17 protein-coding genes are annotated in these 15,085 nt (G+C 42.3%); 6 read left to right on the top strand and 11 right to left on the bottom strand.

Features of this window, described 5'->3' with window-relative positions; all coding sequences use genetic code 11:
• Positions 1 to 97 precede the first annotated feature (97 nt).
• The 6 genes from PHU20_RS18780 to PHU20_RS18805 all read right to left on the bottom strand — a co-directional run bounded on the left by PHU20_RS18780 (position 98) and on the right by PHU20_RS18805 (position 4,723).
• Complete coding sequence (locus PHU20_RS18780) at positions 98 to 658, bottom strand: RNA polymerase sigma factor (RefSeq protein WP_274826953.1); 561 nt, start codon at positions 656 to 658, stop codon at positions 98 to 100.
• Positions 659 to 693: 35 nt separating this feature from the next.
• A complete protein-coding gene (locus tag PHU20_RS18785) occupies positions 694 to 903 on the bottom strand; it encodes a membrane or secreted protein (RefSeq protein ID WP_274826954.1) in 210 nt (69 codons plus the stop codon).
• Between the two features lie 82 nt (positions 904 to 985).
• Positions 986 to 1,744, bottom strand: a complete 759-nt coding sequence (locus PHU20_RS18790; RefSeq protein WP_274826955.1) for an anti-sigma factor — start codon at positions 1,742 to 1,744, stop codon at positions 986 to 988.
• Complete coding sequence (locus PHU20_RS18795) at positions 1,744 to 2,307, bottom strand: RNA polymerase sigma factor (protein ID WP_274826956.1); 564 nt, start codon at positions 2,305 to 2,307, stop codon at positions 1,744 to 1,746. The genes PHU20_RS18790 and PHU20_RS18795 overlap by 1 nt, the downstream gene beginning before the upstream one ends.
• Before the next feature lie 209 nt (positions 2,308 to 2,516).
• The gene (gene murB, locus PHU20_RS18800) at positions 2,517 to 3,533 is read right to left on the bottom strand and encodes a UDP-N-acetylmuramate dehydrogenase (RefSeq protein ID WP_274826957.1); all 1,017 of its coding nucleotides are present in this window, start codon (positions 3,531 to 3,533) and stop codon (positions 2,517 to 2,519) included.
• On the bottom strand, positions 3,530 to 4,723 hold the full coding sequence (locus PHU20_RS18805) for a pyridoxal phosphate-dependent aminotransferase (RefSeq protein ID WP_274826958.1): 1,194 nt from the start codon (positions 4,721 to 4,723) through the stop codon (positions 3,530 to 3,532). The genes murB and PHU20_RS18805 overlap by 4 nt, the downstream gene beginning before the upstream one ends.
• A 238-nt stretch (positions 4,724 to 4,961) precedes the next feature.
• Between PHU20_RS18805 and PHU20_RS18810 the strand changes: the two genes are divergently transcribed.
• Positions 4,962 to 6,215 (top strand): aspartyl protease family protein, encoded by a 1,254-nt coding sequence (locus PHU20_RS18810; protein WP_274826959.1) that lies wholly within the window; start codon positions 4,962 to 4,964, stop codon positions 6,213 to 6,215.
• A 47-nt stretch (positions 6,216 to 6,262) separates the two neighbouring features.
• Here PHU20_RS18810 and PHU20_RS18815 read toward each other — a convergent pair whose 3' ends face one another.
• Entirely contained in the window at positions 6,263 to 6,649 is a 387-nt protein-coding gene (locus PHU20_RS18815; protein ID WP_274826960.1) for a DUF1573 domain-containing protein, read from the bottom strand.
• Between the two features lie 198 nt (positions 6,650 to 6,847).
• On the opposite strand from PHU20_RS18815, the gene PHU20_RS18820 reads away from it, so the two are divergent.
• The 5 genes from PHU20_RS18820 (at position 6,848) to ppk2 (PHU20_RS18840) (ending at position 12,521) form a co-directional block, all read left to right on the top strand.
• Positions 6,848 to 9,478: a valine--tRNA ligase gene (locus PHU20_RS18820; RefSeq protein ID WP_274826961.1), complete on the top strand. Its 2,631-nt coding sequence runs from the start codon at positions 6,848 to 6,850 to the stop codon at positions 9,476 to 9,478.
• 17 nt (positions 9,479 to 9,495) lie between these two features.
• Positions 9,496 to 10,110, top strand: a complete 615-nt coding sequence (locus PHU20_RS18825; protein WP_274826962.1) for a fumarylacetoacetate hydrolase family protein — start codon at positions 9,496 to 9,498, stop codon at positions 10,108 to 10,110.
• A 73-nt stretch (positions 10,111 to 10,183) separates the two neighbouring features.
• The gene (locus tag PHU20_RS18830; RefSeq protein WP_274826963.1) at positions 10,184 to 10,774 is read left to right on the top strand and encodes a hypothetical protein; all 591 of its coding nucleotides are present in this window, start codon (positions 10,184 to 10,186) and stop codon (positions 10,772 to 10,774) included.
• A 112-nt stretch (positions 10,775 to 10,886) separates the two neighbouring features.
• Entirely contained in the window at positions 10,887 to 11,735 is an 849-nt protein-coding gene (gene ppk2, locus PHU20_RS18835; RefSeq protein WP_274826964.1) for a polyphosphate kinase 2, read from the top strand.
• 3 nt (positions 11,736 to 11,738) lie between these two features.
• On the top strand, positions 11,739 to 12,521 hold the full coding sequence (gene ppk2 / locus PHU20_RS18840; protein WP_274826965.1) for a polyphosphate kinase 2: 783 nt from the start codon (positions 11,739 to 11,741) through the stop codon (positions 12,519 to 12,521).
• A 187-nt stretch (positions 12,522 to 12,708) separates the two neighbouring features.
• Here ppk2 (PHU20_RS18840) and PHU20_RS18845 read toward each other — a convergent pair whose 3' ends face one another.
• Genes PHU20_RS18845 through PHU20_RS18860 form a run of 4 tightly spaced genes read right to left on the bottom strand, consistent with a single transcriptional unit; the run spans position 12,709 to position 15,033 of the window.
• Positions 12,709 to 12,969 carry an acyl-CoA-binding protein gene (locus PHU20_RS18845; RefSeq protein WP_274826966.1) on the bottom strand — a complete coding sequence of 87 codons (261 nt, stop codon included), beginning with the start codon at positions 12,967 to 12,969 and terminating at the stop codon, positions 12,709 to 12,711.
• Positions 12,947 to 13,627, bottom strand: a complete 681-nt coding sequence (locus PHU20_RS18850; protein WP_274826967.1) for a phosphatidylserine decarboxylase family protein — start codon at positions 13,625 to 13,627, stop codon at positions 12,947 to 12,949. Before PHU20_RS18850 ends, PHU20_RS18845 begins: the two co-directional genes overlap by 23 nt.
• The gene (locus PHU20_RS18855; RefSeq protein ID WP_274826968.1) at positions 13,617 to 14,420 is read right to left on the bottom strand and encodes a phosphatidate cytidylyltransferase; all 804 of its coding nucleotides are present in this window, start codon (positions 14,418 to 14,420) and stop codon (positions 13,617 to 13,619) included. Before PHU20_RS18855 ends, PHU20_RS18850 begins: the two co-directional genes overlap by 11 nt.
• Position 14,421: 1 nt before the next feature.
• Positions 14,422 to 15,033: an LUD domain-containing protein gene (locus PHU20_RS18860; protein WP_274826969.1), complete on the bottom strand. Its 612-nt coding sequence runs from the start codon at positions 15,031 to 15,033 to the stop codon at positions 14,422 to 14,424.
• Between the last annotated feature and the right edge of the window lie 52 nt (positions 15,034 to 15,085).

Below are 15,085 nucleotides of genomic sequence, written 5' to 3' on the forward strand. Positions count from 1 at the left end.
TTTCTACAAATATACGAACAAAATAATGTACGGCCCATCATTCAAAATGGTAATGAAAACCCAATAGGTAGGGGCCTTTTGAACACTATAAAAGGGTTTATTTCTTTTTTTTGATGATTTCGGCCAGTAATTTTTTGGCCCTTAACAACTTCACTTTGATATTGTTGATCGGTTCGTTCAGTTCTTTGGCAATGGCGGCATAGCTCAGCTCTTGAAAATAGCGGAGATTGATCACCTCTTGGTAATGGGGTTTCAATTTTTTGATATTTTCCAAAAGGGTTGCCAAATTCTGTTCAATGATCAGCTTGTCCTCAGCGGTAGGGGCATCGTCCAATACCTTGGAAATCGCATCCGGGCTGCCGCTACTTTGAAAGATGTTTCTTTTTCTTTTGCGGATCAAATCAATGTGGATATTTTTCGAAATCGTAATCAGCCAAGTCTTGAATTTGTACGATTCGTCGTAGGTGTCGATTTTGTCAAATGCTTTTGAAAAGGTCTGTATGGTGATGTCCTCAGCGTCATTTTCATTTTCGGTACGCTTGAGTTGGAACCCGTAAACATCGTTCCAAAAAGTATCCAACAAACTACTGAAGGCTATTTGGTTGCCCATTTTTGCCCTGTTGATCGTTTCATGTAAGGATTCTTCGCTATTAATCACGTCAGAGCAATGGTTTATGTCCTCCGGGTTGGTTTTCAGTGCAGTTTTGGGGCCGTTTCGTTCTCACAATCCCGCTCGCCCGGTAATTTCCCGCACATGCCACAGGCTTCCCCATCTTTGTTCAGGAAAGGACTTTGACTGGCGCAAGTTCCTGCGAAACGTCCATTTTTCTTAGACCAAATTTTAATGGCTATACCTGCAAAGGCTACTGCTAAAAGACCTATTGTCAATAGAATGAGTTTCATAGTGAAATTTTCTACAAAGATATAAAAATAAAGCCCTGACTGTATCGTCAAGGCTTGGGAAATATGTACTGTATTTTACGGACTAATAATCGATCTTGGCAACTATATTCTCCACGGTCGGGGTCAGGTTGCCCCCTTTGGGTTCAATGGTAATATAGCTAACGGCCTCGTCGGCATAGGGCAGTGCAAGTAACTTTTCCTTGCCGGCCTTTTCATCGATGATCCCGAGGTTGATCATTTCACCATTGACCTCGGCCCACATTTGAAAACTTTGGTTGTCGGCGATATGGGGAAGTTCCTTGACATTGATATAGGACAGCTTTTTTACAGGATTGATATAGGCCACGGCCTTCAGCTCTTTGGCATTCTTGTTTCCTTTGACATTGAATCTTTTCGTCTGTGGGTTGTTCAATACAATGAATTGGTTTCGGACATCCTCCAGTTCGAGTCGCATGTCTTCTTTCAAGTTCTCGATCTTGTTGTTCACGATGATATTCTCTTCTTGTAGGCTTTGGTTTTGGTCCCATAGGAAATAGGAGGCCCCGGCGAACATCATCGCCGCAAAACTGGCCGCGATCGCATACCTGAAGAATTTTTTTCTATTAGCGTTTTCCGATTTGATCCGGGCAAGGATCCTGTCCCGTAACCCGTCGGGAGTTTTAACCGCGTGTAATTTGGCGAAAATCTCCAAGTTTTCCTGAAGTTCGTTATAGGTTTCCCTTACTTCGGGATACATGGCCAAGTACCTTTCCACTTGTAAGGATTCGGATTCATCGGTGGTTCCCAATAAATACTTTTCAAGTAGATCGGAATCCAGGAATATTTTTATTTTTTCTTTCATCACATTAGATTTAATAGGGGTGCGAGCATCATTGTGGGTCCATAGATCTTCTTCAATTCCCTGAGCCCTATCTTCAACCTGGATTTAATGGTCCCTAGGGGGATATCCAATTCCTCACTGGCTTCTTGTTGGGTCATTCCTTCGAAAAACAAGGCTTCGAGTACGATTTGGTACTTTTCCTCTATTTTGTCAAGATTCTCACGAACATCCATGAATTCAGGGTTGATGCTATCAACACCTAAACTATATACGTCCGAAACGTCCATTTGGATTTCTTTATCCGTTTTTGTGTTGACACTGCGCAGTTTGTCAATGGCCGTGTTTCTGGTGATCCTGAACAACCAGGTAAATAATTTTGCCTTTGAAGGGTCGTAGGAATCCGATTTTTTCCAGATTTTCACAAAGCTTTCCTGTAAGACATCCTGGGCCAATTCTTCATCACGGACTACTTTTTTCGCAACCCCATAAAGCGTATCCCCATAATGTTCGTACAGGAGGGAAATGGCCTTTTCATTCCGCTCTTGTAATAATTCAACAATATGCTTCTCTAGAAGTACGCTCATATACTGGTTTATCTTCGAAAAAAATTCAATCTCTTGGCATCCAATCCATTAATCGTTTCCGTATATCCTTTAAACGCTAAATTATAAAATTGATTGCTATAAGTGGCGTTATCTCAAAGTTATGATTATTTGGATGTACAATTGGTAACTGTACATTTAATTTTTGGTTAGTTTGGTTTGGCATAACCCCTGTTGTTTTTCGGCAGGGGTTATTTTATGATATTCACCTCGGGTTGTATGGCAATACCGAAGGTTTCGTAAACGGCCTCCGTAATTTTCTGGGCGAGCCCTATGAGCTCATGGCCTGTCGCATTACCATAATTCACGAGTACCAAAGCCTGGTTCTTATGTACCCCCGCATCCCCGTAACGTTTGCCTTTAAAGCCGCATTGTTCTATTAGCCAACCGGCAGGTACCTTATAGGAACCGTCGGATACTTTAAAATATTTGGCCGTGGGATGTTCGGAAATAAATGTTTCGAACTTCGCTTTTGAAAGGACCGGATTTTTAAAGAAGCTACCACTATTGCCCAACACCTCGGGGTCTGGTAGTTTGCTTTGTCTAATGGCCACAACGGCTTTTGAAACATCCTGTATGCTAGGTTCTTTAATGCCCCATTGCTCCAATTGGGTATTTATCGCCCCATAAGACGTATTGGGATTATGGTTTCTTTTGGAGAGTTTGAAAGTGACCGAAGTTATTACGTATTTCCCCTTTCCTTCATTTTTAAAATAAGACTCCCTGTAGCCGAATCGGCAATCTTCTTTTGTGAACTCCTTGATGGTCCCGTCATCGATGGCCATGGCTTCACAACTCACGAAGGTGTCCTTGAGTTCAATGCCGTAGGCCCCGATATTTTGAATGGGGGCAGTACCCGTTCGCCCGGGAATGAGCGATAAATTTTCCAAACCGCCGAAATCACGTTCTAGGCACCAAACTACCATATCATGCCAAACCTCGCCTGCCATGACCTTAAGGTAAACATGGTCGTCGTCTTCCTTTATTATTTCCTTGCCTTTGATGTTTATGTACAGGACATGGGCATCTATGTCTTGGGTGATCAGCATATTGCTTCCCCCACTTAGTATAAATAGCCTGGGGTGGATTTTTGATCGCAAGGCTTCTTTTAAGTCCGTAATGGAACTGATTTCACTCCAATACCTGGCCTTGGCATCAATGCCGAAGGTGTTGTAGGGTTTTAGGGATATGTTTTCCTGGACGTTCATTGGTCCTTATAAATTTTCAATGCTTCCTTCAAGATATGTACTGCCCTTTTCAAGCTATCCTTTTCCAGGACATAGGCGATGCGTATTTGGTTTTTGCCCAGGCCTTTGGAGGCATAGAAACCAGCTGCCGGAGCTACCATCACCGTTTCCCCGTCTACCCTGAATTCTTCCAATAGCCACTGTGCAAAATGATCGGAATTCGAAATAGGTAGTTCGGCGATACAATAAAAGGCCCCTTGCGGATATCCGATTTTGATCCCTTCTATCTTTTCAAGTTCCGCAATAAGCAGGTTTCTTCTTGAAACATATTCTTTTTTTACATCCTCAAAATAACTTTGTGGGGTCTCCAAGGCTGCTTCACTGGCAATTTGTGCGTAGGTGGGGGGGGACAAACGGGCCTGGGCGAATTTAAGGGCCGTTTTTAATAATTCCTTGTTTTTCGAAACCAGACAACCGATCCGGGCACCGCACATGCTATATCTTTTTGAGACCGAATCGACAACGACCCCATGTTCTTCCATTCCGGGTTGCTGAAGGATGGAGAAATGTTTCTTGCCGTCATAGGTGAATTCCCTGTATACTTCATCGGATATGAGGAAAATGTCATGTTTTTTGGCAATGGCAGACAATTTTTCTATTTCTTCCCGGGTGTATAAATACCCTGTGGGGTTACCCGGATTACAAATAAGTATGCCTTTTGTCCTGGGGGTAACGAGTTTTTCGAATTCCTCAATGGGGGGCAGTGCAAAATTATCATCGATCCGCGATACCACCGGTATTACATTGATGCCCATGGCGGTTGCAAATCCGTTATAATTCGCGTAAAACGGTTCGGGGATGATGATCTCATCGTTGGAGTCCGCGATACTCCCCAGGGCGAAGGACAATGCTTCAGAACCACCCGTAGTCACCAAAATATCCTGGGCGGTGACATGGATGTCGTGCTTTGCATAATATGAGGCCAGTTTTTTACGATAAGCCTCAGAGCCTTCCGAATTACTGTATTCGAGTACCGAAAGGGTATTGTTCTTTACGGCATCCAAAGCGATTTGGGGCGTTTTGATGTCGGGCTGGCCAATATTCAAGTGGATTACTTCAACGCCTTCTTTTTTCGCCTTTTCGGCATAAGGGACTAATTTACGAATGGGTGATTCGGGCATCTTTGTCCCTTTCTTCGAAATGGATGGCATACGTTCTTAATTTTAAACAAAAATGAGAAATCATTAGGAACCAAACAACCGTAAACGGGTTTATTTCATGTCTTTTTAAATTGTTAATTAACAGTAATTTAAGGGGTATTTTGTGTAAATTAAAGGGTAACCCCAACGAGTTGTGGTAAGTATGAAATATATGAGGGTGTTTTTTTGGGTAATATTGTGCTGTTTTCCCATTTTGGGAATGGGGCAGGCCTTTGAATTGCCCAAAGGTATGAAATACCAAAAAATCAAGTTCGAGCTTGTCAATAACCTGATCATATTACCTATAGAGGTCAATGGGACCGAACTTTCCTTTATGCTGGATAGTGGGGTCAGTAAGCCCATTCTTTTTAATATTACCGATCAGGATTCCATACAGATCAACAATGTTTCGGAAATCAATATCAGGGGGCTGGGTGATGGGGGGTCCATTAAGGCCTTAAGTTCCCGGGGGAATACCTTTAGGTTGAAAAACATCGAGAATCGGAGGCAATTACTTTATGTGGTCATTGATAGAACCCTGAATTTTTCGACCAGTTTGGGCATCCCGGTACATGGTATCATAGGGTATGACCTATTTCGGGATTTTGTGGTCGATATCAATTATGCGACACAGGTCATCAAATTTTATGATCCCAAACAGTATAAGTACAAAAAGGATAGAAGATCCGAGACCTTGCCCATGACCATCCATAAAAACAAGGCTTACCTTGATGCCCATGTGCTGATTGAGGGTTCAGAAGGTGTGCCCGTGCATTTGTTGGTCGATACGGGCAGTACCGATGCGATCTGGCTTTTTGAGGATGATGATATCGGTGTTCCGGAAGCGCATTATGATGATTTTCTGGGAAAAGGTTTAAGCGGGGATGTCTTTGGAAAACGAACCAAAGTCAGTAGTATTCAGATCGGAAGTTTCGTTCTTAGGGAGGCGAAGGCGGCGTTCCCCGATATCGAATCATTCGCAACGATTGATAATTTCGGAAATAGGAACGGGAGTATCGGGGGGGAAGTGTTAAGGCGTTTCAATATTATTTTTGACTATCCCAATAGCCAGTTAACCTTGAGAAAGAACGGTATGTTCAAATCGCCCTTCCATTATAATTTAAGTGGAATTACCCTGCAACATGATGGAATGCGATTGGTATCCCAACGTATTTCCAATGGGTACGGAGTGATAAAAGGCGGGGAAGGTGCCTTTGGGAATGTACAAATACTGTTTGAGGGTAATACAAGGTTAAGTTTGGTGCCGGAGATAGTGGTTTCGGGCATTCGGGCCGGTAGTCCTGCCGAATCGGCAGGAATGAGGGAAGGCGATATTATTTTGGCCGTTGACGGAAAGCGTGTTCACAAGTACAAGATCCAGGAAATCATTCAGATGCTCAATGATAGTAAGGGCAAGAAGGTGAGGGTACTTATCGAAAGGTACAACAGTAATCTTTTGTTTTCCTTTGTGCTAGAGGATCTGTTCAAACATAAAAAACCCTGACTACATAACTTCTGTAATCAGGGTATATATTTCCGAAAAAGTTTCAACTATTTCGTTCCGTTGGCTTTTATCTCGCCTTTGATCTTTAAGACCTTAGTTGGGGTTTCCGCATTGGAGATGACCGTAATGGCTTTTCTGATGGGACCAACACGGTTCGTATCATACTTTACTTGAATTTCGCCGGTTTCCCCTGGTAAGATCGGTTCGTCCGGTTTTTTGGGGATCGTACATCCACAACTGGAACTAACCTTACTTATGATAAGAGGGGCATCCCCAGTGTTCGTGAATTCGAAAACACGCACACCATCACTACCTTTTATTATCTGACCGTAATCAACGGTTTCGGTTTTAAACTCGATTTTAGCTTTGGTTTCCTGGGCGGTTAAGCCAAATCCCAATAGTCCTACAAATAATACAAGTACTATTTTTTTCATTATTAAATATTTAGGGTGAATTTCAAAATTAATCTTTTTAAACGAACGTCCAAAATTGTTTTTGTTATCTTATAACGTTACTTATTTTTGTTTCGTATTTCAAATAGGGCCAAAAACCCTATGAAAATATAAATTATCACATCTTTTCGGTTTATTTTTGCTTGCCGATTTAAACATTATACAAAAATTGTTCCAAAAATGGATATTCCTTCTAAGTATGAACCTCAAAAGGTAGAGAATCACTGGTATGACTACTGGATGAACCAAAAATATTTTCATTCCACCCCCGATGATCGAGAGCCTTATAGCATCGTAATACCCCCACCAAATGTTACCGGAATACTGCATATGGGCCATATGCTCAACAATACCATACAGGATGTATTGATCCGTAGGGCCCGATTGCAAGGTAAAAATGCGTGCTGGGTGCCCGGAACCGACCATGCCTCCATTGCTACCGAAGCAAAAGTCGTTGCGAAACTAAAAGAGCAAGGGATCAATAAGGCTGATCTGACCAGGGAAGAATTCTTAAATCATGCCTGGGATTGGACGCATGAATATGGAGGGGTGATCCTTGAGCAATTGAAGAAATTGGGATGTTCCTGTGATTGGGACCGTACCGCCTTCACGATGGACGATGCCATGTCGGCTTCGGTGATCAAGGTTTTCGTTGACCTGTATAACAAGGGATTGATTTATCGCGGATACCGTATGGTAAACTGGGATCCAGAGGCCCAAACCACCTTATCGGATGAAGAAGTTATTTATGAGGAAAAACAAGGGCTTCTCTACTATTTGTCGTATCCCATTGAAGGGTCCGATGAAAAAGTGACCATTGCGACCACCCGTCCTGAGACCATCTTGGGGGATACCGCCATCTGTATTAACCCCAACGATGAACGATATGCCCATTTAAAAGGAAAGAAAGCCATTGTGCCGATCTGTAATAGGGCCATTCCGATCATCGAAGATGAATATGTGGATATGGAATTCGGTACGGGATGTTTGAAAGTAACCCCGGCCCATGATATCAATGACAAGGCCCTTGGGGAGAAACACGATTTGGAAACCTTGGATATTTTCAACGCCGACGCGACACTGAACAGTTTTGGGTTGCATTATCAAGGGAAAGACCGTTTTGTGGTGCGCAAGGAAATAAAAAAGGAACTTGAGGAGAAAGGGTTTTTGGTAAAGACCGAAAACTATGTCAATAAAGTAGGTACTTCGGAAAGGACCAAGGCGGTAATCGAGCCTCGTTTATCGGAACAATGGTTCTTGAAAATGGAAGATTTGGTCAAACCGGCGATCAAAGCCGTTTTGGAAACCGATGAAATCAATTTCTTCCCTAAAAAGTTCGAAAATACCTACCGCCATTGGATGGAGAACATTCGTGACTGGAATATCTCGAGGCAATTATGGTGGGGGCAGCAGATCCCGGCCTACTACTATGGCGATGGACAGGATGATTTTGTAGTGGCCGAATCCAAAGAGGAAGCCTTGGAAATGGCCAGGGCCCGGTCCAATGATAAAAACCTGGGATTGGATGATTTGAGACAAGATGCCGATGTGGTCGATACCTGGTTCTCTTCCTGGTTGTGGCCGATGACCGTTTTCAACGGAATATTGGAGCCCGAAAATCGGGATATCAATTATTATTACCCTACGAGCGATTTGGTTACCGGTCCCGATATTATTTTCTTTTGGGTGGCGCGTATGATCATCGCCGGGTATGAATATCGGGATGAAAAACCTTTTGAAAATGTTTATTTTACCGGGATCGTCAGGGATAAACAAAGGCGTAAAATGTCCAAATCATTGGGTAATTCACCGGATGCATTGGGGTTGATCGAAAACTATGGGGCCGATGGGGTCCGGGTAGGGCTTTTGTTGAGTTCCGCCGCCGGAAATGATCTGCTGTTCGATGAGGACCTTTGCCAACAAGGAAAGAACTTTGCCAATAAGATTTGGAATGGCTTTAGATTGATTAAGGGTTGGGAAGTGGAAGACCTGCCACAACCCGAATCCTCTAAGCTGGGCATTGCATGGTATAAAGCAAAATTCAACCAAACCTTGGCTGAGATCGAGGATCATTTTAGTAAATATAGAATTTCAGATGCCTTGATGTCAATCTATAAACTGATTTGGGACGATTACAGTTCCTGGTTATTGGAGATCATTAAACCGGCCTATCAACAACCCATAGATAAAACGTCTTTTGATGAGGTCATTGGCATTTTTGAGAATAACTTGAAATTATTGCATCCCTTTATGCCTTTCTTGACCGAAGAGGTTTGGCAGCATATCGCAGAACGTACGCCAGAGGAAGCTTTGGTCATTGCGCAATGGCCGAAGATGGAGAAGGTTGATGATGCCTTGATCCAACAATTCGAATTCGCGGCAGAGGTCATATCGGGTATCCGTACCATTCGAAAAGAGAAGAACATCCCCATGAAGGAAAGTTTGGATCTTTCTGTCCTGAATGTAGGGGGTCAAGAACAGGATTGGGATACCATTATCAAAAAATTGACCAATGTTTCTGCCATATCCTATGTCGATACTGCCGTAGATGGGGCGCTGACCTTTAGGGTAAAAAGCAATGAGTATTTCATACCCATAAGTGGGGCGGTCGATATTGAGGCGGAAGTCAAAAAAATAAAGGAGGAATTAAAGTACACCGAGGGATTTTTGAAATCGGTACAAAAGAAACTTTCCAATGAACGGTTCGTGAACAATGCACCGGAAAAGGTCATCGCCATGGAGCGTAAAAAACAGGCAGATGCCGAAGCCAAAATCCTTACCTTAGAGAAAAGTTTAGCGAATTTAGAATAATAAACCATAGATAAATTATGAAAATTATCGCAATAGGGAAAAATTATGTCAATGATTTAAGTGAACTTCCGGAAGGAGAAGTGGAACCCATGATTTTCACAAAACCGGACTCCTCCCTTTTGGAGAATGATGCGGACTTGGAGTTGCCTTCATTTTCCAATGATGTTTGGTATGAGGTGGAATTGGCTTTTAGAATTGGAAAAACCTGTAAAAATGCCACTCCGGAAAATGCATTGTCCTTTGTGGATGCCGTTGCCTTATCGAATGACTTAACGGCTAAAGATGTATTGAAGAAAAGTAGGGAACCCAATAAAGGTCCGTGGGCTTTGGCCAAAGGTTTTGATGGGGCTACCCCGATTTCGGCATTTTTGCCTATCGAACAATTCCCCGATGTTCAGGATATTGATTTTTCATTGACCCTTAACGGGGAAGAGATCCAAAAAGGCAATAGTGGCCTTATGATTACCAATGTGGCGAAAATGATCGTTTATGTTTCTGGAATCATGACATTGAATCCAGGGGATATCCTATTGACGGGTACACCGGCCAAAGGAGCGGGTAAGGTGAATTCCGGGGATGAAATGGTGGGCTATTTGGAAGGGAAAAAAATGTTCACGACCAAAGTAAAATAAGCAAAGGGGATTTTTAAATCCTAAATTGCCGAATTAAGAGACAGATTACTATCTTTAAGAAAAAGATTTTCTTATGATGAAATTTGTCCTTTTTATTTTGTCCTTGGTTTCCCTTGGGATGTATGCCCAAGAAGAAAAAAAAGAAATACTGCCCGTGGAAATCCAAATACAGACCGCCGTATTGCCCGCTCCGGAGGAAGATAGGGATGCTGCCATGGTCTATGGTTACGATGCATCGGGTGAATTGGTCGTATTGCGGGAAGGGAAAAACAATCTGGTTTGCCTTGGGGACGACCCCAATAAAGAAGGAATCAGTGTTTCTTGTTATTCCAAAAAACTTGAACCTTTTATGGCCCGTGGAAGGGAACTTACGGCAGAAGGGAAGAATACCAAGGAAATACGTGAAATCCGTGGAGCGGAGGTCGCTAAGGGTAAAATACCGATGCCCAAGGCGCCCAGTATGACCTATATCTACTTTGGAACGGAAGAGAACTACGATAAATCGACCGGAATGCTCAAGGATGGGCAATTCAGATACGTGATCTACACCCCTTTTGCCACACCCGAGGAAACGGGATTGCCGATAAAACCGCATGCAAAAGGAATGCCCTGGTTGATGGATCCCGGTACCCATAGGGCACATATCATGATCGGTCCGTTTTAGTTAAGCCCGACCCCCATTTGTTTTTAACCCGTAACCATTTATCAGGACATGATTTTTGGTTGACGCCATGATTTGTCCAAATTCGTATTTTTAGAAAATAATAATGTAATACATGAAATTTACCGCAGAGGATTTACAATCGGCCAAAAGCCGGAAAGACTTGATCACCATCGCCAAAAAAAAAGGTGTCAATATCGACAATGTCGTTCGAAATGTAAAGTATGAAATTGAATTGAGTAAACTTCAAAGCGAATTGGTAAACCTCCAACAATGGATCAACAAAAACCAATTACGGGTCGCCGTTCTTTTTGAAGGTCGTGATGCTGCCGGTAAAGGAGGTTCCATAAAACGTTTCGTAGAGCATTTGAATCCTCGCACTTCCCGGGTGGTTGCACTTTCGAAGCCTACCGAGAATGAGAGGGGACAGTGGTATTTTCGAAGGTATATCAAAGAATTGCCGAATCCTGGGGAAATCGTGTTTTTTGACCGTAGTTGGTATAATAGGGCCGTGGTTGAGCCTGTTATGGGATTTTGTGATAAAGCCCAGTACAAACAGTTCATGGTGCAGGTCCCGGAGTTCGAGCATATGTTGTACGAAGATGGGGTGATCATTATAAAGTTTTGGTTTTCGATATCGAAGGAAGTGCAGAACAAAAGGTTCAATGCACGACTCAAAAATCCTTTAAAACAATGGAAATTCAGTCCCGTGGATAAAATGGGGCAACAACTGTGGGACAAGTATACCTATTATAAGGAACAGATGTTTACGAAAACCCATACCGATTTTTCACCATGGATCATTGTAAAGACGAACGATAAAAAAACGGCAAGATTGGAAAGCATGCGTTATTTATTGGCCAATTTTGACTATTCCGAGAAGGAGGATGTCTCCAGTCTCATACAACCGGACCCGAACGTTATTGTCCGCTATTATAGAAATGCCAAACAAATCGATATATAAAATATGAGGGAAATCAAGGAAATTGACTTAACAGCTGATGATTTGGAATTACTCAATTCCAAGCAGGGCCTTAAACGGTTATTCGCGAATAAAAAAATCGACTTGCAGAAAACATTGGCAGAGGTAAAATATGAATTGCGATTACGGGAGCAACAGGCAGAGCTTGTAAAGCTCCAAACATGGGCCATAGCGAACAGAAAGAAGATCGTTATCCTCTTTGAGGGAAGGGATGCGGCTGGTAAAGGAGGGGCCATACGACGAATGTCCGCTTATATCAATCCGCGATATTACCGTATCGTGGCGTTGAACAAGCCCACTGAGGACGAAGAAGGCCAATGGTATTTTCAACGGTATGTGAACAGATTGCCAAAGCCCGGAAAAATCGTGTTTTTTGATCGTAGTTGGTATAATAGGGCAGTGGTTGAGCCGGTGAATGGCTTCTGTACCGTGGAACAATATGAAAGGTTCATGGGGCAGGTCAATGATTTTGAGAAGATGATCATTTCATCCGATACCTATCTTATTAAATTTTATTTCTCGATTTCCAAGGAAGAACAGGCAAAGCGTTTTGATGATATTCGAAAAAGTGAATTGAAACGGTGGAAATTGTCTGCCGTAGATGAGAAAGCCCAAGGTCTTTGGGATGAATATACCAAGTACAAGGAAGTGATGTTGAAGGATACCCATACGGATCATGCCCCGTGGGTAATCATAAAAGCGGATAAAAAGACCGAAGCACGATTGGAGGCGATCAACCATGTTCTGGATACGATACCCTACAGATAGCTTTTAAACGTTTCCGAAACCGCAATAAATAAGGGTGTTTTTTAATAGATGCCAAGCTACACTTAATGGGGTAAGCTGTGGGAAGAAGGAATAGGAGGTATTAATAGGGGTTACGGGAAACCGTTATAATTTATTATGTGCCGTACTTAAGAGGCGTGATCTAAAAATGGTATCGGTTAGGGGGGCATCAATTCTTGATTTCTTTTTCGACCAATGCAATATAGGATTTCATCGCTTCTTCACGGCTTATATCCTTGGCTTGAAAAAGGGCATTCGCTTTAAAAGCATTGATTAGCGGGGTTTTACTTCCGGGGTTGTCAAAATTTTTATTCGCGATTTTGTAATAGGCATATAGTTTTAGCAAGAGATCTGCAGGAAGCGGTTCTGTGTAGGCGTTGACCACAGCCACGGCTTCATCAAATTCTTTACGTAAAGTCTCTTTCTTCATGTTTATCAACATAGGTAGCGATACAAGTTTTGGCTCCGACAACTTTTTGGTTCAGTTTTACGGTAATGGCACAATCCAAAGGTAACAATAAGTCTACCCTAGAACCAAATTTAATAAAACCAGAGTCTTCCCCTTGACTTACGCTTTCACCTTCCTCGGCATAATTTACGATTCTTCTTGCCATGGCGCCTGCTATTTGACGGTATAGGATTTTACCGAATTTAGGGGTGTTGATGACCACTGTGGTGCGTTCATTGTCGGTACTCGATTTGGGATGCCATGCCACTAGGTATTTGCCTGGGTGGTATTTGGAATATTTGATCGTACCACTAATGGGGTAGCGGGTTACATGTACATTGAAAGGGGACATGAAAATCGATACTTGGAGCCTTTTGTCATTGAAATATTCGGTTTCGAGAACCTCTTCGATCACAACGACCTTGCCATCGACCGGGGCCAGGATTTCATCAAAGAGATTATTCGCACTTCTTTTTGGGTTCCTGAAGAATTGTAGAATCAGGATCAATACCAGCATTGAGAAGGCCTGAAGTCCCCAACGCAACCAGTCGTTGCCTACATAAAACCCTGAAAGTAGCACAATACCAACAACGATGGTAAAGGTGGTTAAGATTATCGTTTGGCCCTCTTTATGAAACATAAGTGAAAATATTTAACGTTAAATAGGCAAAAGGGGCTGCAAAAACCATACTGTCAAGACGATCAAGAAGACCGCCATGGCCGGGAATAATAGCCCCACTATCCTTTACCCCACTAGCTCTTTTGAATTTAGACTCTATCAAATCCCCAAGGGTGCCGAAAAGTACGATTATCCCAGCTAAGATCATCCATTGTATGGGGTCGATGATCGGTTCGCACCTACCAAGGAAATAAGCGGCGATCAATGTAAAGGCCAATCCGCCCAAAGCCCCTTCAACGGTTTTCTTGGGAGAGACCCTGGGAAATAATTTATTTCGACCTATTGTACTTCCTACCAGATACGCAAAAGAGTCATTGACCCATATCAGGATAAAAATACCCATAATCAACAATTTGGCAAAATCGTTGTTTTTATACGGTATCATGGTTAGAAAGATACAGCCGCCACCGATATAAAAAAGACCAATGATAAACTTGTGATGAAATTTGAAGGGACGTTCTTTTTTCGAAAACAGGAAAAAGAGCAGGACAATGTTCGTTGAAATGGTAAGGAACATCAAGATATTGATCAACCACTTGTCATGTACCAAATAGATAAATGCCCACCACAAGGCCAAATAGGCTATAAAAATATGGTATCCTTTTAGGTGAACCAACCTTTTGAATTCATAGAGGCAGGCTAGTCCAAAAATCATGAACAGGAAATCGAAAGCATCCGAGCTCAGAAATACTGCTGATAGCAATAGAATGATGTAAACCGCTCCGGAAAGTGCCCTTCTTAAAACTTCTTTCATACTAAAGATCTTCCAAAAGTAAAAGATAGAGATTTTTGGAGCTACTACCGTAGGTTAAAAAGTCATCAGAATTTTCGTTTGTTGCTTTAAAGTGTTTCAGGGTGGTGATATTGGCCGGAATACTATGGCCGTATTTTTTCTTTATTTTCTTAAGGCCTTCCCCAATGGACTCCACTAATTGGCTTGTTGTTGCAAATACGATGATGTTATCGGGTAATTCGTAAAGTTTCTTTTCCATCAATTGGTTTGAACAGACTAAAATAGATCCGTTTTGGGCAATAAGGTGTTCGCAGGTCGTAAAGAATACTTCACTTTCCTTCGTATTGTCGGTGAATGTTATTTGTTCTTTGGAAAACCTATCCTTTAGCATGGGGTTCATTGTAAAGAAGGGATGGTTTTCCCAATTATTTTCAAGTACAATGTTATGGAGTGCTTCGGATGTTTCTTGGAATGAATCACAATAGATGAATTTACCCCCATTTTTTTTAAAATAAATGGTGAATTTTTCATCAACAGGAATATTCAAATCAGGCATATGAACCCCTCGTGTTTCCACGGTTTCTTTGGTAACCTTTTTTTTGCCGCCTCCGAATAGTTTATCAAATAGCCCCATTAATGTGATTAAAGTGTTCTACAGCCCCCTGTTTTCCCAAAGGAAAACAGGG

It is taken from the genome of Maribacter polysaccharolyticus, from assembly GCF_028882255.1.
Lineage (GTDB): Bacteria > Bacteroidota > Bacteroidia > Flavobacteriales > Flavobacteriaceae > Maribacter_A > Maribacter_A polysaccharolyticus.

Excerpts from the sequence above, each read along its gene's own strand:
- PHU20_RS18855 (WP_274826968.1), bottom strand. The coding sequence starts at position 14,420 with ATGAAAGAAGTTTTAAGAAGGGCACTTTCCGGAGCGGTTTACATCATT.
- PHU20_RS18825 (WP_274826962.1), top strand. The coding sequence starts at position 9,496 with ATGAAAATTATCGCAATAGGGAAAAATTATGTCAATGATTTAAGTGAA.
- PHU20_RS18795 (WP_274826956.1), bottom strand. The coding sequence starts at position 2,307 with ATGAGCGTACTTCTAGAGAAGCATATTGTTGAATTATTACAAGAGCGG.
- PHU20_RS18810 (WP_274826959.1), top strand. The coding sequence starts at position 4,962 with ATGAAATACCAAAAAATCAAGTTCGAGCTTGTCAATAACCTGATCATA.
- ppk2 (WP_274826965.1), top strand. The coding sequence starts at position 11,739 with ATGAGGGAAATCAAGGAAATTGACTTAACAGCTGATGATTTGGAATTA.
- ppk2 (WP_274826964.1), top strand. The coding sequence starts at position 10,887 with ATGAAATTTACCGCAGAGGATTTACAATCGGCCAAAAGCCGGAAAGAC.
- PHU20_RS18830 (WP_274826963.1), top strand. The coding sequence starts at position 10,184 with ATGATGAAATTTGTCCTTTTTATTTTGTCCTTGGTTTCCCTTGGGATG.
- PHU20_RS18785 (WP_274826954.1), bottom strand. The coding sequence starts at position 903 with ATGAAACTCATTCTATTGACAATAGGTCTTTTAGCAGTAGCCTTTGCA.
- PHU20_RS18820 (WP_274826961.1), top strand. The coding sequence starts at position 6,848 with ATGGATATTCCTTCTAAGTATGAACCTCAAAAGGTAGAGAATCACTGG.
- PHU20_RS18805 (WP_274826958.1), bottom strand. The coding sequence starts at position 4,723 with ATGCCATCCATTTCGAAGAAAGGGACAAAGATGCCCGAATCACCCATT.
- PHU20_RS18845 (WP_274826966.1), bottom strand. The coding sequence starts at position 12,969 with ATGAAGAAAGAGACTTTACGTAAAGAATTTGATGAAGCCGTGGCTGTG.
- murB (WP_274826957.1), bottom strand. The coding sequence starts at position 3,533 with ATGAACGTCCAGGAAAACATATCCCTAAAACCCTACAACACCTTCGGC.
- PHU20_RS18850 (WP_274826967.1), bottom strand. The coding sequence starts at position 13,627 with ATGTTTCATAAAGAGGGCCAAACGATAATCTTAACCACCTTTACCATC.
- PHU20_RS18790 (WP_274826955.1), bottom strand. The coding sequence starts at position 1,744 with ATGAAAGAAAAAATAAAAATATTCCTGGATTCCGATCTACTTGAAAAG.
- PHU20_RS18815 (WP_274826960.1), bottom strand. The coding sequence starts at position 6,649 with ATGAAAAAAATAGTACTTGTATTATTTGTAGGACTATTGGGATTTGGC.
- PHU20_RS18860 (WP_274826969.1), bottom strand. The coding sequence starts at position 15,033 with ATGGGGCTATTTGATAAACTATTCGGAGGCGGCAAAAAAAAGGTTACC.